The organism is Spirillospora sp. NPDC029432 (assembly GCF_040703975.1).
GTDB lineage: Bacteria > Actinomycetota > Actinomycetes > Streptosporangiales > Streptosporangiaceae > Spirillospora.
In genome coordinates this window covers 1-18,179 of sequence record NZ_JBEZWH010000060.1, presented here as the reverse complement: position 1 = coordinate 18,179, position 18,179 = coordinate 1, and the positions used below count along the sequence as shown (strand labels likewise).

The window sequence follows — 18,179 nt, the reverse complement described above, 5'->3', positions numbered from 1 at the left end:
AGGAGATCGAGGAGGCCCCGGTGGCCACCCGCGGCGGCGGCACCCTCTCGGTCGTCGTGCTGACCATGGGCAACCGCCCCGCCGAGCTGGCCCGCGCCCTGCGCAGCGCCCTCGACCAGGAGCACGTCGACGTCGAGGTCGTCCTGGTCGGCAACGGCGTCCCCGGCGACTGGAGCCCCGGCGACGACCCGGTCTTCGACGACGAGCGCGTCGTCCTCGTCCGCCTCCCCAAGAACGTCGGCATCCCCGCCGGCCGCAACCGCGGCGTCGAGGCGTCGTCCGGCGACATCGTCCTGTTCCTGGACGACGACGGCTGGTACCGCTCCACCCGCCTGGGCGCCCACCTGCGCGACCGCTTCACCGCAGACCCGTCCCTGGGCGTGGTGTCGTTCCGCGTCCGCGACCCGGAGGGCGGCCGCGGCGAGCGCCGCCACGTCCCGCGCCTGCGCGCCGGCGACCCCGAGCGCTCCTCCGAGGTCACCACGTTCCTCGGCGGCGCCTGCGCGGTCCGCCGCGCCGCCTTCGACGCCGGCGGCGGCCTCCCGGAGGACTTCTTCTACGCCCACGAGGAGACCGACCTCGCCTGGCAGGTCCTCAACGCGGGCTACCGCATCGTGTACGACGCGTCCGCCGTCATGTTCCACCCGGCCGTCCTGCCCACCCGGCACGACATGTTCTACCGCTACAACGCCCGCAACCGCGTCTGGCTGGCCCGCCGCAACCTGCCCTGGACGATCGGCCTGACGTACCTGGCCGTCTGGGTCGCCATGACCGTCCTGCGGGAACGCAAGCCCAGCGCCCTCAAGCCCTGGTTCAAGGGCTTCCTGGAAGGCTGGCGCAAGCCCGCGGGCCCCCGCCGCCCCATCTCCTGGCGCACGGCCTGGCGCATGACGAGAACCGGCCGCCCCCCGATCATCTGACCGTTCCGGCGGGCAGGTGGGTCCAGGCGGTGAGCCTGGCCTCCTTCACCCGCACGTTGGCTCGGACGTAGGCGGCCGGATCGACCTGCCCCGGCGCGTGCTTGACGACGCTGTCGTACACCGGCTCGGAGACGATGAACCCCATGTGCGCCGAGGACGCGGCCAGCCGCTGCTTGAACGCCGGCGCGTCCAGCAGCCGGGCGGCGCGGATGATGGTGTAGCCGTTCACGCCGTGCGGATCACTGGTCACCGGGCCCACGTCGAGCGCGGCGCGCAGCCGGAACCGCACGGCCTCGTCCGCGTCCCGGTTGTGGCGCGCGAGTCCGGCGGCCAGCCGCCCGGCGAGCGGATCGACGATCGACTCCGCCGGCACGGCGGGCGGGACGACGACCAGGATCCCGTCGCCGCGGTCCTCGCGGTGGCAGTCCGCCCAGGCGATGCCCGAGCGGTCGAACGCCTCCTCCATGATCGCGTAGGCGGCCCGCCGGATCGCCAGCCGGTCCCTGTCGGTACGGGTCGGGGCGGAGAAGCCCACCACGTCGACGAAGAGCACCGGGCAGTACTGGCCGGTGAACTCCGGCCCCGTGGAGTCCGGACTGGAGGACTCCGGCTGGGTGGAGCGGGTGAGGCGGTCGTAGATCTGGCGTTCCAGCACCTCCACCACCCGCGGGTGGTCGTCCAGGAAAGCGTTGAACGCGGCGGCCGAGGCGACCATCACCCGGACCGGAGTCATCGCGATCACGGTCGCGGACCGTTCCCTGATCAGCTGCATGGCCCGTTCACCGAGGATGTCGCCGGGGCCGCGCCGCGCCAGCTCCCGGCCGTCGCCCTCGCCGCCGGAGGTCACCCGCACCACACCGGAGCGGATCACGATGACCCGGTCGGCGGGCTGGTCCTTCTGGCACAGCACCGTGCCCTGGGGGAACGTCATGCGCTCCGACAGATGCGCGAGGGCGCCGCGCTCGATGGGCGTCAGCTCGGCCCAGAACGTGTGGTTCGGTACGAAGCCGCCCTCCGGCTCCCACTCCGGCCTCCCGTCCCGTACGGCCACGGTGGACGGCGCTCCGGTCCCGGAAGCGGTGATCGCGGCGGCGGCCGAGGGCCGTACCGCCGCGGTGCGGCGCGGGGGAGGCCCCGCGCGCACGGGCTTGCCGCGCAGGAGGGTCGCGAGGGGCATCGTGAACGCGGCGGCTCCGACCTGCATGAGCCCGGTGACGTCCTCGGAGGAGTCGGCCTTCTCCAGCCCCCGCAGGGCCAGGCACACGAGCATGAGCGTGTAGCCGGACACGGGGATGGCCACCACGGCCACCATGCCGAGGACGACGAGCGCGGCGACGCCGACGTCGACGGATCGCGCCCCGCCGATGAAGAGGGCGGTCCCGCCCGCTCCGGCCGCGACCGCCAGAACGGCCCGCGTGGTCCCGTCGCGTAGCCGACCGCGCTTCTCGGGTGCCGATCGGTGGCCCATGCGCCGTCCCTCCTCGTCTTCGGGTGGCCGTCCGGGGTGAGTGGTCACCGCCGTCGGTTCCAGGGGCGCGGGGGTTCTGCTAGGCCGAGCGTACGCGCTTCGTACATACGATGTACATACGATTGATGTATAACAGCATCGGTAAGGGAGAAAGTATGAGTACGTTCGCCGGTGCGGGGTATGTCGTGAAGACATGCCATGGGACGATGTGCGTCGCTGACGCGAGCAGGACGTGTACGGCCGGTGGGCCTGGAGCGGTGGTGCGAGGGGACGGGCGGGTATGCGCCCTGGTGAGGAGGCCGCGATGAGCACGGGGGAATCGTCCGTGGCGGGTCGTTCGCAGAACGGTGCCCGGCAGAGCGAGGCGCCGTCCACCAAGGAACGGATCACGGTCAACCTCACGGGCAAGGGGGCGGCCGCGCTGGCCGATCTCGTGGGCCGCACGGGGGACTCCAAGACCGACGTCATCAACCGCGCGCTGATCCTCTACGACTACTTCGAGTCGATCATGGGTGAGGGAGGGGCGGTGTTCGTCCGGGAGGCCGGAGCCGCCGAGACCGAGCGGGTGCGCTTCCTCTGAACCGTACGGGCCTCGCGGGAGGGTGATCCGCGGGAGGTCGAGCCCTTCCTGGCGGGCGGCCGGAGAACCGGCCTCAGCGTTCCGTGGCCGCTTCCAGCAGTGCCGGCGCGGAGGAAGGACATGGTGGCGGCGAGGCGCCCCACCTGGTACCCACGGGAGAGTGCGCCTCGTACGCGAGGCGCGGTCCGACCTCGAAGGGAAGGCGGCGGTTCGGCCTGATGGAGGCGGTGTCCTTCTGGAACAGCGCGCCCGCGGGGTAGTCGGGGATGCCGGGGGACTGGCGGAGCCGCTTGAAGCCGCGCTCGCGGTAGTAGCGATGCAGCGCGTAGTTGTCGGTCCAGACGTCGATCCGCAGCCAGCGCGCGCCGTACCACTCGCGGGCCCGTACACCGGCCCAGTCGAGCAGGTGCGCGCCGATGCCCAGCCCGGCGCGACCTCGGTCGACGACGAGCCGGTGGAGGTAGAGAGCCGGCTGGGCGCGCTGCCGGGCGGTCCACAGAGCGACGTTCGGGGTGCGGGTGAGCGTCACGGTGGCGACCGGTGCGGCCTCCTCCATGAGCAGCCAGGTCTGGCCGCGCTCAAGCGCGTCAAGGACGCGCTGGTCGCGTTGCTCGCGATCGGGCCAGGGCCGCTGCCATTGCGTGGTGCCCTTGGTGCGCAGCCATCCGGCGGCGCTGTCGATCAGGTCGAGTACGGATGGCAGATCGCCCGGTGAAGCTGGACAAAGTCGGAACCTCACTCCCACTCTCGATCCTCGCTCGCGACGACGGAACCGCGGATCCGGGTCGTAAGCGGCCAACCGTGCCGCCATCCCGGACCTGCCGACAGGGGCAGATAATCACCGTAACGTATACGATGCCGGAATAATGAGCTATTGACCGATCTGCTAGCGAGGGTCCTTGTAGGGGTGAACATCAACTGATGTGACGAAAGTCCGATTCAGTGTGTTTCTGGGTTCTCCCTGTTCCGGCCGCGGCCCGAACCGCCGTGCCCACCGGTCCGGGCACGGCACGGCGGCGACTCGTGCGGCGTTCAGGCGGGCTTCAGTTGCAGACCTGGCGAACCTCGGCGTCGAACGACTCCGTGTCGTCGGAGTGGCTCCGGAACTTGCGGCGCGGATGTGCGGAGCCGGTGACGACCGCGTCCGCGACCGCCTGCGGTAGCGGCAGCACCTCTTGGCCCAGGTAGCGGGCGTCGGCGAGCCGGGTGCGCTCGCCCGGGCGCCCGCTGACGAATCCGCCGATGCGCCAGCCGGTCTCCTCGTCCCACACGAGGGCGCGGGTCTCGCCCTCCAGGCGGCAGACGATGGTGGCGTCACGTGGGCCGGACGGGTCGAGCCACGACCTCTCCAGCTCGATGCCCGCTGCCTGCAGGGCGCGCGCAGAGGCCGTGATGTAGGGCCGGAGCAGGTCGAGGGCCGGGTCCTCGTGCCTGGCCGGCAAGGTGCTGTCGGACATCGGGTCTCCATCTACTGAACAGGCGCCCACGGTGGGTGCCTTTAGCTGAAAGACGCAAAAACAGATAGAAAAGCTGTAGTCGGCAGTAAAAGATCGTGAAAAAGTTACAGCCGGAACGACGAAAAAGGCCGATTTGGCCGGCCCGCTAGGAACGGGCCGGCCTATCGTGAAGATCCTGGGGATCGGGTGGGATGCTGCCTGGGAACCTCCGAGTGTTGCTTGGGCGGCCATTCTGGCAAGTGGTACTAGCGTGGCAGGCGCGCTTCGATGACGAATTCGTTGCGATCTGTCGGGTAGACCGTCACCGTGTAACGGCAAGGGCGGTCTTCGGTGTCATAGACCGTCCGCTTGTGCTCGTAAACCCACACGCTGCTCTCGGCCGGGAGTTTGAAGAAGTCCCGTTCGTCCTCGTCGGGCGGCCGGATCCAGAGGGTGTCCGTGTAGCGGTCCTGGCGAATGCCCAGCTTCTCCTCCAGGTAGGCCATCGTCCCCTCTTCGATGTCCTGGCGTTTCTTCAGCGCGGCCGCCCCGCGCTCGACGAAGCTGAACGGGTAGTACGAGGTCTGCATCGACCACGGGACGTCCTCATCGGCCTCGTCGGTGATGTAGCGACGCTGGTGGCGCAGGATGAGGTCGTCGCCCTCGTTGATGCCGAGTTCCCGGCTCTGCGTCTCGTCCGCCTGCTCGATCAGCACCTTGGTGGACGACACCCAGGCGTCGCGGCCCTGCTTGCTGGCCTCGGTGGTCCACGCCTCCCCTTCGCCGCCGCTGAATCCGGTCTCCTTTTCCGGAGTCAGCGTGATCTTGAAGAGTTCGGGCTGCTTGACCACGAAATTGCCGCTGCCCTGGCGTGACTGGACCAGCCTGAGGACCTTGAGCCTGTTGATCGCGTCGCGCACCGTGTTGCGGGCGGAGCCGTACTCGGCCATCAGCTCTTTCTCGGTCTTCAGGCGCTGGCCCGGCTTCAGCTCACCCGCTTTGATCTTCTTCTGCAGGTCGGCGGCGATCTCCTCGTACCGAGCCGGCATGGCACCTCCCAAAGACGATCCCGATTGGTCTGGATGTCCTGACCCGTACAGATGAGCTGTCCGAGGCAGTCCAGCAGGCCGACCGGCCATGATCGCATGTTTAAGCCCGATTGTCCGGGTTATCTACTCGTTGGGATGACTGGGATGAGCTTACCCGCCCAACTAGGTCAGGTCACTGGAATCGGCCGGATCATATGGAGGAGTTTCGTCCCCCTGGCGGCAACGAAAGAGGAAGAAGAGGAGATTGTGGCGATGATCGCAATTGCGGGCGCTTACATCGCGTTCGTCACCTTCGCTCTCTATCTCGGGCTCTGTGCGGCGTTCGGCCGGCACAGCCGGCGGACCGTGCTGGCGAACCGTCCGCGCGGCACCCGATGGGAGACCGCGTTCCGATCGATGGCCGGACTCTTCGTTCACCGGCCGACCCGGTAGGACGATCGCCCCAAGCCGGCCCGCGGAGCCGCTCGGGGCATCGAAAAGAGGGAGTCCCGGTGAGACATCAGGATCTGAGTTCGGAAGAGCCGTCCGGAAAAGCCGACCTCGTGGTCGTCACGGAGCCCGCGGGGGCGGATCCGTGCGCAGGGGCGGCGGAGCGGGTGGGGCGCTCCGCGGCGGATGGCGACAGGGCGGACCAGGGAGGAGACAGGGCAGAACGGCGGTGAGGCTCATGGCGATGCCGGCTGGGACCGCGAGGTGCGAACGCGCCTCGCGGTCCTTTCGTCGCGGACCTTTTTGCGGACCCTTCTCGTTAGGTGGCGTCAGTCCTTGGTGAGGGTGGTCTGCCAGGTGGGGTCGGCCGTGAGGATCGTCAGGTGCTGGGTGGCTCGGGAGACGGCCACGTAGAGGACGCGGAGGCCGCGGGGGGACTGGGCGGCGACCGTCTCGGGGGCGACGATGACGGCGGCGTCGAACTCCAGGCCCTTGGCCTCCAGGACGTCGAGGACCTGGACGCGGTCGGGGAGGCCGGCGGCGAGGCGGGCGCGGGCGGTCTCGGTGCCGGTGGGGAGGATCAGGCCGATGGTGCCCTCCACCCGGGTCAGGAGGGCCTCGACCGTCTCGCGGGCGGCGGGCTCGTGGTCGGCGGCCGGGAGCAGCCGGATGTCCGGGTCGATGCCGGAGGCGCGGACGGCGCGGGCCGGGTGGGCGCCGGGGAGGGCCAGGGCCAGGACGCGGGTGGCGACGGCGGCGATCTCGGTGGAGTTGCGGTAGTTGGTGGTCAGCTCGTACTCGTGGCGGGCGCGGCGCGGCGCGGGCTTGCGGCGGCGCCGGGAACGGCCCTCGGAGGGGGCGTCCTTGGCGCCCAGGGCGATGTCCATGGCCTCGCGGGCGGCGTCCAGGTCCTCCCAGGCGCTCTGGGCCGGGTCCTCGACGATCGTCCAGCTGGCCTGGCGGCCCCGGCGGGCGAGCATGCGCCACTGCATGGGGGACAGGTCCTGGGCCTCGTCCACGACGATGTGGGCGTACTCGGGGCGCTCCTCGACGACGCCGTCGTCGACGCGGCGGGAGCGTTCGAGGCGCTCGATGGACGTGGTGAGCTCCTGCATCTCCGGCTCCCACGACTCGTCCGCGACCTCCTCGCCGGTGAGGATGTTGACGCCGTCCACGACGAACGGGTCGTCGTCGGCGGGCTTGCGGCGGCGGGACGGGCGGGGCGGCGGGCCGAGCAGGGCGTCGATCTCGTCCAGGAGGGCGATGTCCTGGTAGGAGAGCGGCGGTTCGCCGGCCCAGGCGTCGGCGAGGAGGCGGACGGCCTCGGGGGACAGGTCGCGGGACGCGGCGCGGCGCAGCCGGTCGCGGTCGCCGAGGGCGCGCAGGACGTCGATCGGGCGGCGCATCGGCCACCAGGCGACGAGGAAGTCGGTGAACGCGCGCTGGTCGCGGACGCGGGCGAGGAACTCGCCGCGCATCGTGTCGCCGCTCCCGTTCGACGAGACGGGGAGGGGCGTGTCGGACGGGTCGAGTTCGGCGAGGCCGTCGGCGGCGAGGAGGGCGTTCCAGACGCTCAGGTCGCCCTCGGCGGCGGACGCGGCGGCCTCGGGGCCGCCGAGATCGCGGAAGGCGTCCCAGAGGGCGTCCAGGAGGCTCTCGGCGGCGCGGCCGCGGGCGGCGTTGACGCTGCCGCGGCTGCGCCGGTGGACGTCGTTGCGGATCCGGTCGAGCCTGGACCGGTCCAGCCGGACCACCACGCCCTTGTAGACGACCCGCAGCTCGTCGGGGGCGCCGGGGGCGTGGTCGGTGACGGCGCGGCGCAGCAGCTTGGCCATGTCGCCGGCGCCCTTGAGGCGGGCCAGTTCGGGAGTGTCGTGGACGGTGCCGGAGACGCCGTCGACGAGGTCGCCGAGGGAACGGAGGGTGGCCGAGCCCTCGCCGAGGGACGGCAGGACGCGCTCGATGTAGGCGGTGAAGCGCCGGTTCGGGCCGACGACGAGGACGCCCCGCGAGCCGAACCGGCGGCGGTGCCGGAACAGCAGGTACGCCACCCGGTGCAGGGCGACGGCGGTCTTGCCGGTGCCGGGGGCGCCGCGCACCAGGACGGTGCCGTCGGCGGGTGCCCGGATCACCTCGTCCTGCTCGCGCTGGATGGTGGCGACGATGTCGCGCATCGCGCCCTCGCGGGCGCGGGCGAGGGAGGCGATGAACGCGCCGTCGCCGATGACCGTGAGGTCGCCGGCGGCGGCCGGGTCGAGCAGGTCGTCCTCCAGGTCGACGACGGTGTGCCCGCGCGAGTGCAGCACCCGGCGGCGGATGACGCCGCGCGGGTCCTCGGGGGTGGCCTGGTAGAAGTCCTCGGCGGCCGGGGCGCGCCAGTCGATCACGAGGGAGTCGTGCTCGGGGGTGCGCACGCCGATCCGGCCGATGTAGCGGATCTCGTCGCCGGCGGTGCCGGCCTCGCCCTCGGCGGAGCGGCGGGGGCGGCGGGACGGGTCGAGGTCGAGCCGGCCGAACACGAGGCCGTCGTCCGCCACGTCCAGTGCCCTGGCGCGCATGGCGGCCTGGTGCACCATCGCGTCCCGGTCGACCAGCGACCCCTTGGTGCCGGCCATGGACTGCCGGTAGCCCTCGCGGATCATGGCCTGGGCGTCCGCGCGCATCTCCTCCAGCCGCGCGTACGCCACGTCGACGTAGCGCTGCTCGGTGGCGATCTCGTGGTCCTTGACCGTGGCCGGCCGGCCCTCCACGTGGGACGACATGCAGGCTGCTCCCTCACCGTCCGCGCCCCCGGAAGGGGCGAAAGAGACAGCGTATTCGCTCGGCCCGGGGTACCCCGAAATCGCGCGTTCGACCCCGGCGTCCCCTTTCCGCGTACGGTCAGTTCGCCGGCAGGACGCGGCTCAGCAGGCCGGGCGCGTACCGCTTGGCCAGCACGACCGCGCGCGTGATCGCGTCCGGGAAGACGTAGAGGCCGTCCCCGGCCAGCGAGCGGTCGACCGCGTCCAGCACCGCGCGGGGCGGCAGCGGCTTCATCCCGGCCGCCGTGCCGCCCGGGTCGGCGGCTGCGGCCGCGCGGTACGCGGGGGTGTCGACCTGGCGCGGGCAGACGACCCGGAACCGGACGCCGCCGCCGCGGTGCTCGTTCGCCAGCGTCTCGGCGTAGGCGTTGACGGCCGCCTTGGCGGCCCCGTACGCCGAGGACCCGGCGACCGGGGTGAACGCCGCCAGCGAGGAGAAGAGGATCAGCTCGCCGGCGCCGCGGCCGAGCATGCCGGGCAGGGTGGCGCGGACGACGTTCACGGTGCCGAGGTAGTCGATCCGCAGGGCCCGCTCGACGTCGGCGAGGGGTTGCTCCAGCGCGGGCGCCAGCGGGCTGACCGCGGCGGCGTGCACGACGCGGTGCACGGCGCCGGACTCGGCCACGACCGCCTCGACCGCCGCGGCGTCGGCGACGTCGCAGGAACGGGTGTGCATGTTGGGGGAGCGCAGCGCGGTGCGGGCCAGGCCGTCCTCGTCCACGTCCACCGCCACGACGTCCCGGCCGGCGGCGGCGAGCCGCTGCGCCGCGAGCGCGCCCAGGCCGCTCGCCGCCCCGGTGACCAGCGCGGTCTTCCTCAACTCCGGTCCTCCTCCGCGCGGCCCGCGACGGGCACGGCGTCCGCGAAGCTCATCGTCAGGTGGTCGACCGTGGCGGTGCTCAGCGCGCGGGCCCGGTCCAGCCCGATCTCGCGCAGCTCGTCGGCGACGGGGTGGTCGCCGAGCCGGACCCGGGCGCCGCCGGGCCGCATCCGGACGCCCGAGGCGGCCAGCGTCCAGGGCGTGCGGCGGGTGGTGCCGTCCAGGCAGGAGTAGGCGGTGACGTCGGGCATGGCGCCCGCTCCGGCCGGTACGGGCACCCCGGGCCGCACGGCGATCTCGATCGCGGTACGGCCGCCGAACCGCACGGCGCAGCGCCGGGTCCGGCCGGCCAGGTCCATCGGGATGTCGGCGAGCTCCTTGGGGAAGCCCCAGATCGTCCGGCCGGCCTCCAGGGTGAACTCCTGGTTGACGGGCAGCCAGTGGATGAACGCGCCGGCGCCCTTGAGGCCGCGCGGGCCGGGCCGCGGGCTCGTTCCGGGCGGCTGGACGAGGAACGCGACGGCGAACTCGTGGTACGGGCCGAGGTCGCCGTCCGCGTACCGGATGAACGCCAGCGAGCAGATGGCGCGGCCGGGGACGGGCTCGGCGACCTCCAGCCCGGAGTAGGCGATCAGGGCCTGGGCCGGGGCGGCCGGGACGGGGAACATCGCCGAGGCGACGGCGGCGTCCCGGATCCGCACGGGCATCGCCACCCGCTCGCCCTGGATCAGGTGCGCGGGGGTGTGGGTCTCGGTCGTCACACGCCTAAGTAGAACAGGTTCTCATTTTGAAGTCACGCGCCGGCGGCCGCCCGTTCGCGGCCGGCGCGCTCACCGCCGCTTCTCGACGGCGGTCTTGATCCGTTCCAGCGTGGCGCGCATCCCGGCCCGGTTCAGCGCGGCGCGCCGCTCCGCCGGGACACCGGTGAAGACCTTGCCCATGAGAGTGACGAGCCTTGAGCCGCGGGTGTCGCGGCGCAGGTCCTGCCAGTACTCGGTGAGCCGGGTCGAGCCGCCGTCCACGCCCTCCAGCCGGTAGCCCCACAGCGCGACCGGGATGCCGAAGCTCGACACCCGGAACGCGAACAGCTCGCCCGGCAGGGCGGCGGTCACGCGCGCGTTCGTGAACCACACCCGCGGGCCGATCCGGTTGAAGCCGACGAAGCGCGTCCCCGCCTCGATCGAGCGGCCGCGGATCCACACGGCGAACAGCTCCGGGCTCCAGCCCGGCATCTTCCGCAGGTCGGCCACCGCCTCGTACACCACGGCCGGGGCGGCACCGACGACCACGCTCTCCTCGGCGACCCATTCGCGTTCCATGCCTGGATGATCCCGCATGACCGGCGGGTCACGCCATATCCCGCCGGGCCGGGCGGAGCCGGGCCGTCAGCGGAGGTGGGCGTAGCGCTCGCGCCAGTCCGCGTACCAGGACGCGAACCACGGGTGCCCCTCGGCCAGCGGGATGACGTACGTCACGGTCTCGGCGTAGTAGCGGCGCTGGAAGTCCGGCGGCATCTGGTCGAGCCGCTGGACGTTGCTCACCCGGTCGGCGAGCTTCACCGCGATCGCCTCGGGCGGCGCGTCCCGCAGCCGGCGCAGGTACGCCGCCTTCGCCGCGCGCTTGGCCTGCCGGCCGGGGGATCCGGCGGGCGGCTTGGTGACCCAGTCCACCAGCTCCGCCACGACCGGCCCGAACGCCTCCTCGACCTCGCCGACCGTGGCGTCGGTGTCCTCCACCACATCGTGCAGGAGCACCGCCGACAGGACCTCGGTACGGGTCTCGCCCGCGCCCCGGACGAGGGCCTCCAGCGCCTCCAGCAGGTGCTCCACGTACGGGACGCCGGTCGGCCGCGTCTGGTCGCCGTGCCAGCGCACCGCCGCCTCGGCCGCACGCTCCAGCGCGGGCAGATCGATCGCGTTCCGCGCCGGGCCGGGCACGGGCGGCTCACGCTCCAGGTCGGCGCGGGCCTCGTCCCAGGTGCGCCAGGAGTTGAAGGTTTCCACGGGGCTCCGTTTCTCGCCGCGTGTCGCGCGGGGTGTCCGGCACAGGGCATGGTGGGAGGCGTTCGCACGGTTCACTGACACGGTACGGGACGAGGCCGGAGGGAGGCGGACACGGTCGTGGGCACCGGCTGGGAGCGCCCGCGCGGCGGGCCGCGCTCCGTCGGGCGCGGCCTCCTCGCGTTCGCCCTCGCCGCCGCGCTGGTCGCCGCCGGCGGCCTGATCGTCGACCGGTTCGTGCTCCAGGCCGAGTGGTGGCAGGTCCGGCACACCGTGACCGCCGAGCCGGTCGCGCCGCAGCCCGCGCTGGGCCCGCCGGCCGGCCCGCTGGCGGTGAGCTGGCAGCGCACCGCGCAGGTGCGGCGCGGCCCGCAGGCCGGGTACGGCACCGTCGCGTACGACGTCGCGCAGGGCCAGGTGGTGACGGCCTCGGGCCGCGGCCTGGAGGTCCGGGACGCGCGCACCGGCGCCGCCCGCTGGAGCTACCGCCGGACCGGCTGGACCATGCTCGGCTGGGCCGCCACCGCCTCCCGGCTCGTCGGCCACTTCGAGCGCGACGGGCACCGCGGCGAGCGGCAGATGGTCGGGTTCGACGCGCTGTCGGGCGGGGTGCTGTGGCGCCGTACCGGCGACCGGCCCGCCGCCGCCAACCGCGACACGCTGCGCTGGCCCGCCGGCTCCGGCGTGGTGCTCACCACCGACCGCGACCGCCGCGTCCTGCGCGGCCGCGCCGCCGCCGACGGCAAGAAGGCGTGGACGGTGCGGCTGCCCGCCGGCTGCCGCCTGTTCGAGGACGCCGCGCACCCGTCCGACGGCACCGAGAAGCTGATGGCGCTGGCCCTCGACTGCGAGGGCGGCTCCCGGCTGCTGGCCGTCGACCCGTCCCGGGGCAGGCAGCGCTGGGTCCGCCCGCTCGGGTCCGCCGAGTCGCCCGAGGTGCGGATGCTGGACGGCGTCACGCTCGCCGCCGACGGGACGGCGCTGCGCGCCTACGACCGCGACGGCACCCAGTTCGCCGTCTGGAACGGCGACGAGGTCTGCGCCGACGGCATGTGCCCCGCGGTCCTCGTCGGCGGGAACCTCATCGTCGTGCGGGACCCGGACGGCGACGGCGAGGGCGGCCTGATGGAGTCGGTCGCCGTGCCGTCCGGCCGGACGCGGTGGAAGCGGGACGTCCCCGGCTACGTCGCGCTCACGACCGCGGCGGGCCGGGTGTACGCGCTGCGGCCCAAGCTGGACGAGCGGCTGCTGCCCGCCGGCGTCGACGTCGTCGAGCCCGGCGACGGGACGGCCACGACCGCGCCCGCGCCGTTCGCGATGGACCCCGTCCTGGGCGGGGTGCGGCCGTGGCTGGCGGCGGCGGGCGGGCTGCTGTACGTCGCCGTCCCGGAGGCGGCGCCCCGGCCGACCGGATCGGCCCGGCTGATCGCGCTGCGCGGCGGCGCGGCCGGGCCGGGCCCCGCCGAGCTGGGCGGGGTCGCGGAGGCGGACTGGCCGGACGCGTGCGCGCTGCTGAAGGCGCTGGACCTCAAGGGCGAGTACGTCGCCAGGCCGGAGCGGGCGACGCTGGAGGGCGTGCGGCTGCCGCACCCGGTGAGCTGCACGTACGAGCCCGACGAGAAGGCGGCGAAAGACAAGAAGGAGAAGAAGGAAGAGAAGGAGAAGGGCGAGACGGAGGACGCGGGGGACGCCGGGGCGCCGTCCGGGTCCCCGGTGCCGTCGCGGAGCCCGTCCGAGGGGGCGTCGCCGGAGCGTTCAGCCGTGCCGGGTCCGGTGCCGGGAGCGGCGCCCGGATGGGGTTCGCGGGGTCTCACGGTGACGGTGAAGTGGGTCGCCCCGGCCCCCGGCGGCGCGTCGGCGATGCTGGAGACGCTCCAGTCCACGCAGTCCAAGGCGCGGCGCCGTACCGACATCGGCGGCGACGAGGCGTACGAGATCGGCCCGGCCGCGAGCATGATCGCCCTGCGGGTGGACCGCTATATCGTGATGGTGGACGCGGCGCGGCCGCCGGGCGCGGCGACCCGGCTGGCGAAGGCCGTCGCCGAGCGCCTGCCGCGCCACCGCTAGGGCTCGAACGCTCAGACGGCGGCGGGCGAGCGGCCCGCCCACTCCTCCAGCTGGCTGACGAACGGCTCGGCGTGCACGGGCCAGTGGTAGCGCGCCCGGGCCGCCTCGTAGCCGCGCTTGCCGAGGCCGGTGCGCAGCTCGGCGTCCGCGCGCAGCTTGCGGACGGCGTCCGCGGCGGCGGCCGGGTCGCCGAACGGGACCACGATCCCGGAGCCGGCCGGCTCCACGATCGCCACGGCGGGCGGGTTCGGGGTGGTGATCACCGGGACCCCGCGGGCCATGTACTCGACGATCTTGGTGGGCATCGAGTGCCGGTAGTTGGGCTCGTCGTGCAGCAGCGCCAGGCCCGCCATGGCGCCCTCGGCGATCCGCAGCGCCCGGTCGTTCGGGACGAAGCCGTACCAGCGCAGCACGCCCTCCCGCTGCGCCTCCCGCAGGTGGGGGCGGATCTGCGGGTCGGCGGCGCCGATCAGCTCCACCATGACCCCCTCGGGCGCCAGCAGCCGGGCCATCTCGATCATGTCGAGGGCGCCCCGGGCCTCCGACAGGTGCCCGACGTAGACGATCCGGCGGTCGTCCGGCGGCGCGGGCGGCAGGTCCGCGACGAACGTGGTGTTCGGCACGACCGGGTGCGGCTCGCGGAACCGCTCGCGATAGCCCTCCTCGGCCAGCAGCAGCCGGTGCCGCCGCTCGCCGCGGGTCTCCAGCCGCCGCACCAGCGGGCGCAGCAGCGGCCGTACGGGCCCGGGCACCCAGCCCTTGGCGACCAGCGCGGCGGCGGTGTCCTCGTGCACGTCCCAGACGACCGTGCGGTTCCGCACCGAGCGCGGCAGCGAGATCAGCAGTTCGGGATCGTGCAGCAGCACGAGGTCGGCGTAGGCGGAGTGCTCTTCCAGCGCGCGGTGCGCGGCGCGCAGCGCGCGCAGCCGTTTCCGGCCCGCCGCCCGCGGCACGTCGACCGGGCTGATTTCCCGCCAGGGGGTCACGTTACACGCCCGGAACGGCGCGATATAGGTGACCTCATGGCCCGCGTCGAGCAAGGACCGGATCTGCCTGTGCAAAATCCTGGCATCCTCGGGATGGTGCACGATCGTGCAAACGCAGACCCGCATTCCACTCACTCCGGAACGGTTCCGATGATCTTTCACTCTGGATCCTCCGGTCGCCGTGGAAATGGCGGATGAATTCCGCCTGTCCGGGCGATGGACGCCGCAGGTCGGCTCGGGCGGGGCCGCGGGCGGGCCGTTCACAGCAGCTCGACGCTCTCGCCGCGCGCGTCCCGGGTCCGGCCCCTGGTGTCGAACAGCAGCCGGGCGTTCCGCGCCAGCGTGTCCGCCTCGTACTCCGCGTGGTCGGCCAGCACGATCGCCAGGTCGGCGCCCGCGAGGGCGGCCGGCAGGTCCGGCCCGGCCGAGGCCACCTCGACCCCGTCCACCTGCCAGGACGGCACGTACGGGTCGTGGTAGGCCAGCTCGGCGCCGAGTCGGTCCAGGCGGCGGGCGATGGGGCGGGCCGGGGATTCGCGCTGGTCGGCGATGTCGGCCTTGTAGGTGACCCCCAGCAGCAGGACGCGGGCGCCCTTCAGCGCCTTGCCGTGCTGGTTGAGGAGCTGCTGGGCGCGCTCGACGATGTAGCGCGGCATCCGGTCGTTGATCTCCTGGGCGAGTTCGACGAACCGGAAGGGGTAGCCCAGCGACCTGACCTTGTACGACAGGTAGTTCGGGTCGATCGGGATGCAGTGCCCGCCCACACCCGGCCCGGGACGGAACGGCTGGAACCCGAACGGCTTGGTGGCGGCGCAGTCGATCGCGTCCCACAGGTCCACACCGAGCTCGTTGCAGAACACCGCCATCTCGTTGACCAGGGCGATGTTGACGTGCCGGTAGGTGTTCTCCAGCAGCTTGGCCATCTCGGCCTCGCGGGTCCCCTTGGCCAGCACCACCTGCGCGACGAACTTGCCGTACAGCGCGGCGGCGGCCTGGGCGCACGCCTCGGTGAGCCCCCCGACGATCTTGGGGGTGTTGGCCACCCCGTAGTGCGGGTTGCCGGGGTCGATGCGCTCGGGCGAGAACGCCAGGTGGAAGTCGGTGCCCGCGGTCAGCCCGGAGCCCTCCTCCAGCAGCGGCCGCAGCACCTCTTCGGTGGTGCCCGGGTACGTGGTCGACTCCAGGACGACCAGGTCGCCGGGGTGCAGGTGCGGCGCGATCGTGGCCGCGGCGCCCTTGACCGCCGTCAGATCGGGGCCGCCCTCGTCCGACAGCGGGGTCGGCACGCAGATGACCATGGTGCGGGCGGCGGCCAGCACCGAGGCGTCGGCGCTGGGCGCGAAGCCCGCGGCCAGCATCTCGCCGACCTCGCCGTCCGAGACGTCGTCGATGTGCGAGCGGCCCGCGGCCAGGCCGTCGATGACGCGGGTGTCGCGGTCCAGGCCCCCGACGCGGAGTCCGGCCCGGCAGGCCTCCCTGACGAGCGGCAACCCGACATAACCGAGTCCAATGACCACCAGATCCATTCCGGTGGCTCCCTTCGCGCGAGTTCTATGTCACTGCATAGGCGTCCCGGTAGCGGCTGGCCACGGCTCGCCAGGTGCGTTCCGCGCTGACCCATTCCCGGGCCGCCTGTCCGATTTTTCGGCGTTCTTCGTGACTGTAAATCAGCGCTGCCAGGGAATTCGCCCATGCCGCCGCGTCTTCCGGAACTGTTAACGTGCCGGTCACGCCGGGTTCCACGATTTCGCGCAGAGCATTGACATCACTTGCTATTACTGGGATTCCCCCCGCCATCGCCTCGATCGGCTTGAGGGGCGTGACCAATTGGCAGACCCGGTCCGCCCGGCGGGGGACGGCGAACACATCGAGGAGCGCGTGGTAGCGACGGACCGACCCCATCGGCACCCGGCCGGTGAACACGACCCGAGCGTCGTGCTCGCCGCCGGGGCCGGCGCCGCCCTGCCCGGGGCGCCGGTCGTCGACCGCCAGGCCGTGGCCGGCGGCCCGCCGCACCAGCGCGCCGGTCTCGGGCCCGTCGCCGACCAGCAGCAGCGTGACGGGCGTGCCGTCCTCGCGCAGCAGGGCCGCCGCGTCGATGAGCGTGTCGATGCCCTCGTAGCCGTAGAACGACGACGTCAGCCCGACCACCGGCAGCCGGGGGCTCAGCCCCAGTTCGGCGCGGAGGCCGGCGGCGTCCGGCAGCGGCTCCAGGAACGCCGCGTCCACCCCGTTCGGCACCGTGAAGATCCTGTCCGGGTCGACGCCCCGGCCGGCGATCTCGGCGCGCATCGCCTCGCCCAGCGTGACCACGGCGTCCGCCTCGGCCATCCGGCGGGTCTCCAGCTCCCGGGTCAGCCGGTAGAAGTCGTCGCTCTCCCGGTGCGACGGGTCGCGCGACAGCCAGGAGTCCTCCAGGAAGCCGCGCACCTCGTACACCACCGGCAGCCCGTGCCTGCGGCCCAGCTCCAGCGCGACCGCCGCGTTCAGGTGGTTGCTCACCGCGTGCAGCACGCGCGGCCGCACCCGCTCGACCAGGCGCCCGGCGAGGTCGGCGCTCTTGCCGACGTCGCGGCGCGGGTCGGCGGCGGGCAGCCAGGGGAGCAGCCGGTGGTACGGGACGCCGTCCACCTCGACCGCCGCCCGCGCGTCGCCGAGGCCCTGGTTCAGCGGGTAGCCGAGCCGGGTGACGACGTGGGTGTCGTAGCCCAGCTCGCGCTGCGCGAGGGCGATCCGGTGCGTCCGCACGGTGTAGCCGGCGTTGGTGAGCGGCAGCGCGTTCGTCACGAACTGCAGGACGGCCCCAGTCCCGGGCTTTGCCGTCGTACGGGAACGCTCACGGGCGGGCGGGGCCGGCGCGTCCAGCAGGGCGCGCAGGTCGGCGGACTCGCGGCGCGGGTCGCGGGGGCGGGGCACCGCGAGGCGGGAGCCGCGCAGCCGCGCGCCGGGGCGGCCGGGCACGGCCCGGGCCAGCAGCCGCACGGCCAGCCGGGGCGCCCGCCCCGGGTCGTCGCGGAGCTGCCGCCAGGTCTGTCCCAGCAGGTAGACGGGTTTTTTGAGCACGGCGGGCGAGCGTAGGCAACCCCGATGAACAGAAGGGAAATTGTGGTGGCGTCCATCGTGCACGTTCTGGGAGCACGCCCGAACTTCGTCAAGGCGGCGCCGGTGATCGACGCGCTGGCGGCCCGCGGGGCCGCGCAGGCGGTGGTCCACACCGGCCAGCACTACGACGAGAAGATGTCGGAGATCTTCTTCCGCGAGCTGGGCCTGCCCGAACCGGACGTCAACCTCGGCGTCGGGTCGGGCAGCCATGCCCAGCAGACGGCCGCGCTGTTGCTCGGGCTGGAGGAGGAGTTCACGAGCCGTTCACCGGAGCTGGTCATCGTGTACGGCGACGTGAACTCGACGATCGCCGCCGCGCTGGTCGCGGCCAAGCTGCACATCCCGGTCGCGCATGTGGAGGCCGGGCTGCGCAGCTTCGACATGACCATGCCCGAGGAGGTCAACCGGCGCCTGACCGACCAGCTGTCGCAGCTGTGCCTGGTCACCAGCCCCGAGGCGATCGGCCACCTGGCGGCCGAGGGCATCGATCCGGGCCGCGCGCACCTGGTCGGCAACCCGAT

17 protein-coding genes are annotated in these 18,179 nt (G+C 73.1%); 5 read left to right on the top strand and 12 right to left on the bottom strand.

Going from position 1 to position 18,179, the window contains the following annotated elements; genetic code table 11:
• Positions 1-65 precede the first annotated feature (65 nt).
• On the top strand, positions 66-920 hold the full coding sequence (locus AB0881_RS32620; RefSeq protein ID WP_366623227.1) for a glycosyltransferase: 855 nt from the start codon (positions 66-68) through the stop codon (positions 918-920).
• Here AB0881_RS32620 and AB0881_RS32615 read toward each other — a convergent pair.
• Positions 913-2,388, bottom strand: coding sequence for a cyclic nucleotide-binding domain-containing protein (locus AB0881_RS32615; protein WP_366623183.1), 1,476 nt, complete (start codon positions 2,386-2,388; stop codon positions 913-915). The two genes, AB0881_RS32620 and AB0881_RS32615, sit on opposite strands and share 8 nt — an antisense overlap.
• A gap of 304 nt (positions 2,389-2,692) precedes the next feature.
• Here AB0881_RS32615 and AB0881_RS32610 point away from each other — a divergent pair, with 304 nt between their 5' ends.
• Positions 2,693-2,968 carry a hypothetical protein gene (locus AB0881_RS32610; RefSeq protein ID WP_366623181.1) on the top strand — a complete coding sequence of 92 codons (276 nt, stop codon included), beginning with the start codon at positions 2,693-2,695 and terminating at the stop codon, positions 2,966-2,968.
• Between the two features lie 73 nt (positions 2,969-3,041).
• Here AB0881_RS32610 and AB0881_RS32605 read toward each other — a convergent pair whose 3' ends face one another.
• The 3 genes from AB0881_RS32605 to AB0881_RS32595 all read right to left on the bottom strand — a co-directional run bounded on the left by AB0881_RS32605 (position 3,042) and on the right by AB0881_RS32595 (position 5,453).
• A complete protein-coding gene (locus tag AB0881_RS32605; protein WP_366623179.1) occupies positions 3,042-3,713 on the bottom strand; it encodes a GNAT family N-acetyltransferase in 672 nt (223 codons plus the stop codon).
• Positions 3,714-4,011: 298 nt separating this feature from the next.
• Complete coding sequence (locus AB0881_RS32600; protein ID WP_366623177.1) at positions 4,012-4,425, bottom strand: DUF6292 family protein; 414 nt, start codon at positions 4,423-4,425, stop codon at positions 4,012-4,014.
• A 245-nt stretch (positions 4,426-4,670) separates the two neighbouring features.
• Positions 4,671-5,453: a GntR family transcriptional regulator gene (locus AB0881_RS32595; protein WP_366623175.1), complete on the bottom strand. Its 783-nt coding sequence runs from the start codon at positions 5,451-5,453 to the stop codon at positions 4,671-4,673.
• Between the two features lie 246 nt (positions 5,454-5,699).
• Here AB0881_RS32595 and AB0881_RS32590 point away from each other — a divergent pair, with 246 nt between their 5' ends.
• On the top strand, positions 5,700-5,885 hold the full coding sequence (locus tag AB0881_RS32590; protein WP_366623174.1) for a hypothetical protein: 186 nt from the start codon (positions 5,700-5,702) through the stop codon (positions 5,883-5,885).
• Positions 5,886-6,211: 326 nt separating this feature from the next.
• Here the strand turns inward: AB0881_RS32590 and AB0881_RS32585 are convergent, their stop codons facing one another.
• The 5 genes from AB0881_RS32585 to AB0881_RS32565 form a co-directional block, all read right to left on the bottom strand.
• Entirely contained in the window at positions 6,212-8,644 is a 2,433-nt protein-coding gene (locus AB0881_RS32585) for an AAA family ATPase (RefSeq protein WP_366623173.1), read from the bottom strand.
• Positions 8,645-8,762: 118 nt separating this feature from the next.
• Positions 8,763-9,503 (bottom strand): SDR family NAD(P)-dependent oxidoreductase, encoded by a 741-nt coding sequence (locus tag AB0881_RS32580; protein ID WP_366623171.1) that lies wholly within the window; start codon positions 9,501-9,503, stop codon positions 8,763-8,765.
• Positions 9,500-10,264 carry an acetoacetate decarboxylase family protein gene (locus AB0881_RS32575; protein WP_366623169.1) on the bottom strand — a complete coding sequence of 255 codons (765 nt, stop codon included), beginning with the start codon at positions 10,262-10,264 and terminating at the stop codon, positions 9,500-9,502. Before AB0881_RS32575 ends, AB0881_RS32580 begins: the two co-directional genes overlap by 4 nt.
• Before the next feature lie 69 nt (positions 10,265-10,333).
• Positions 10,334-10,822: an SRPBCC family protein gene (locus tag AB0881_RS32570; protein ID WP_366623167.1), complete on the bottom strand. Its 489-nt coding sequence runs from the start codon at positions 10,820-10,822 to the stop codon at positions 10,334-10,336.
• Between the two features lie 66 nt (positions 10,823-10,888).
• Positions 10,889-11,506: an HD domain-containing protein gene (locus AB0881_RS32565; protein ID WP_366623166.1), complete on the bottom strand. Its 618-nt coding sequence runs from the start codon at positions 11,504-11,506 to the stop codon at positions 10,889-10,891.
• Positions 11,507-11,623: 117 nt separating this feature from the next.
• Here AB0881_RS32565 and AB0881_RS32560 point away from each other — a divergent pair, with 117 nt between their 5' ends.
• Entirely contained in the window at positions 11,624-13,570 is a 1,947-nt protein-coding gene (locus AB0881_RS32560; protein ID WP_366623165.1) for a PQQ-binding-like beta-propeller repeat protein, read from the top strand.
• A gap of 11 nt (positions 13,571-13,581) precedes the next feature.
• On the opposite strand, the gene AB0881_RS32555 is transcribed toward AB0881_RS32560, so the two are convergent.
• The 3 genes from AB0881_RS32555 to AB0881_RS32545 all read right to left on the bottom strand — a co-directional run bounded on the left by AB0881_RS32555 (position 13,582) and on the right by AB0881_RS32545 (position 17,619).
• Entirely contained in the window at positions 13,582-14,682 is a 1,101-nt protein-coding gene (locus AB0881_RS32555; RefSeq protein WP_366623162.1) for a glycosyltransferase family 4 protein, read from the bottom strand.
• A gap of 134 nt (positions 14,683-14,816) precedes the next feature.
• Positions 14,817-16,082, bottom strand: coding sequence for a nucleotide sugar dehydrogenase (locus AB0881_RS32550; protein WP_366623160.1), 1,266 nt, complete (start codon positions 16,080-16,082; stop codon positions 14,817-14,819).
• Positions 16,083-16,107: 25 nt separating this feature from the next.
• Positions 16,108-17,619 (bottom strand): glycosyltransferase family 4 protein, encoded by a 1,512-nt coding sequence (locus tag AB0881_RS32545; RefSeq protein WP_366623158.1) that lies wholly within the window; start codon positions 17,617-17,619, stop codon positions 16,108-16,110.
• Between the two features lie 57 nt (positions 17,620-17,676).
• Here AB0881_RS32545 and AB0881_RS32540 point away from each other — a divergent pair.
• Positions 17,677-18,179: UDP-N-acetylglucosamine 2-epimerase (locus AB0881_RS32540; RefSeq protein WP_366623225.1), on the top strand; the 503-nt coding region annotated here is incomplete at its 3' end.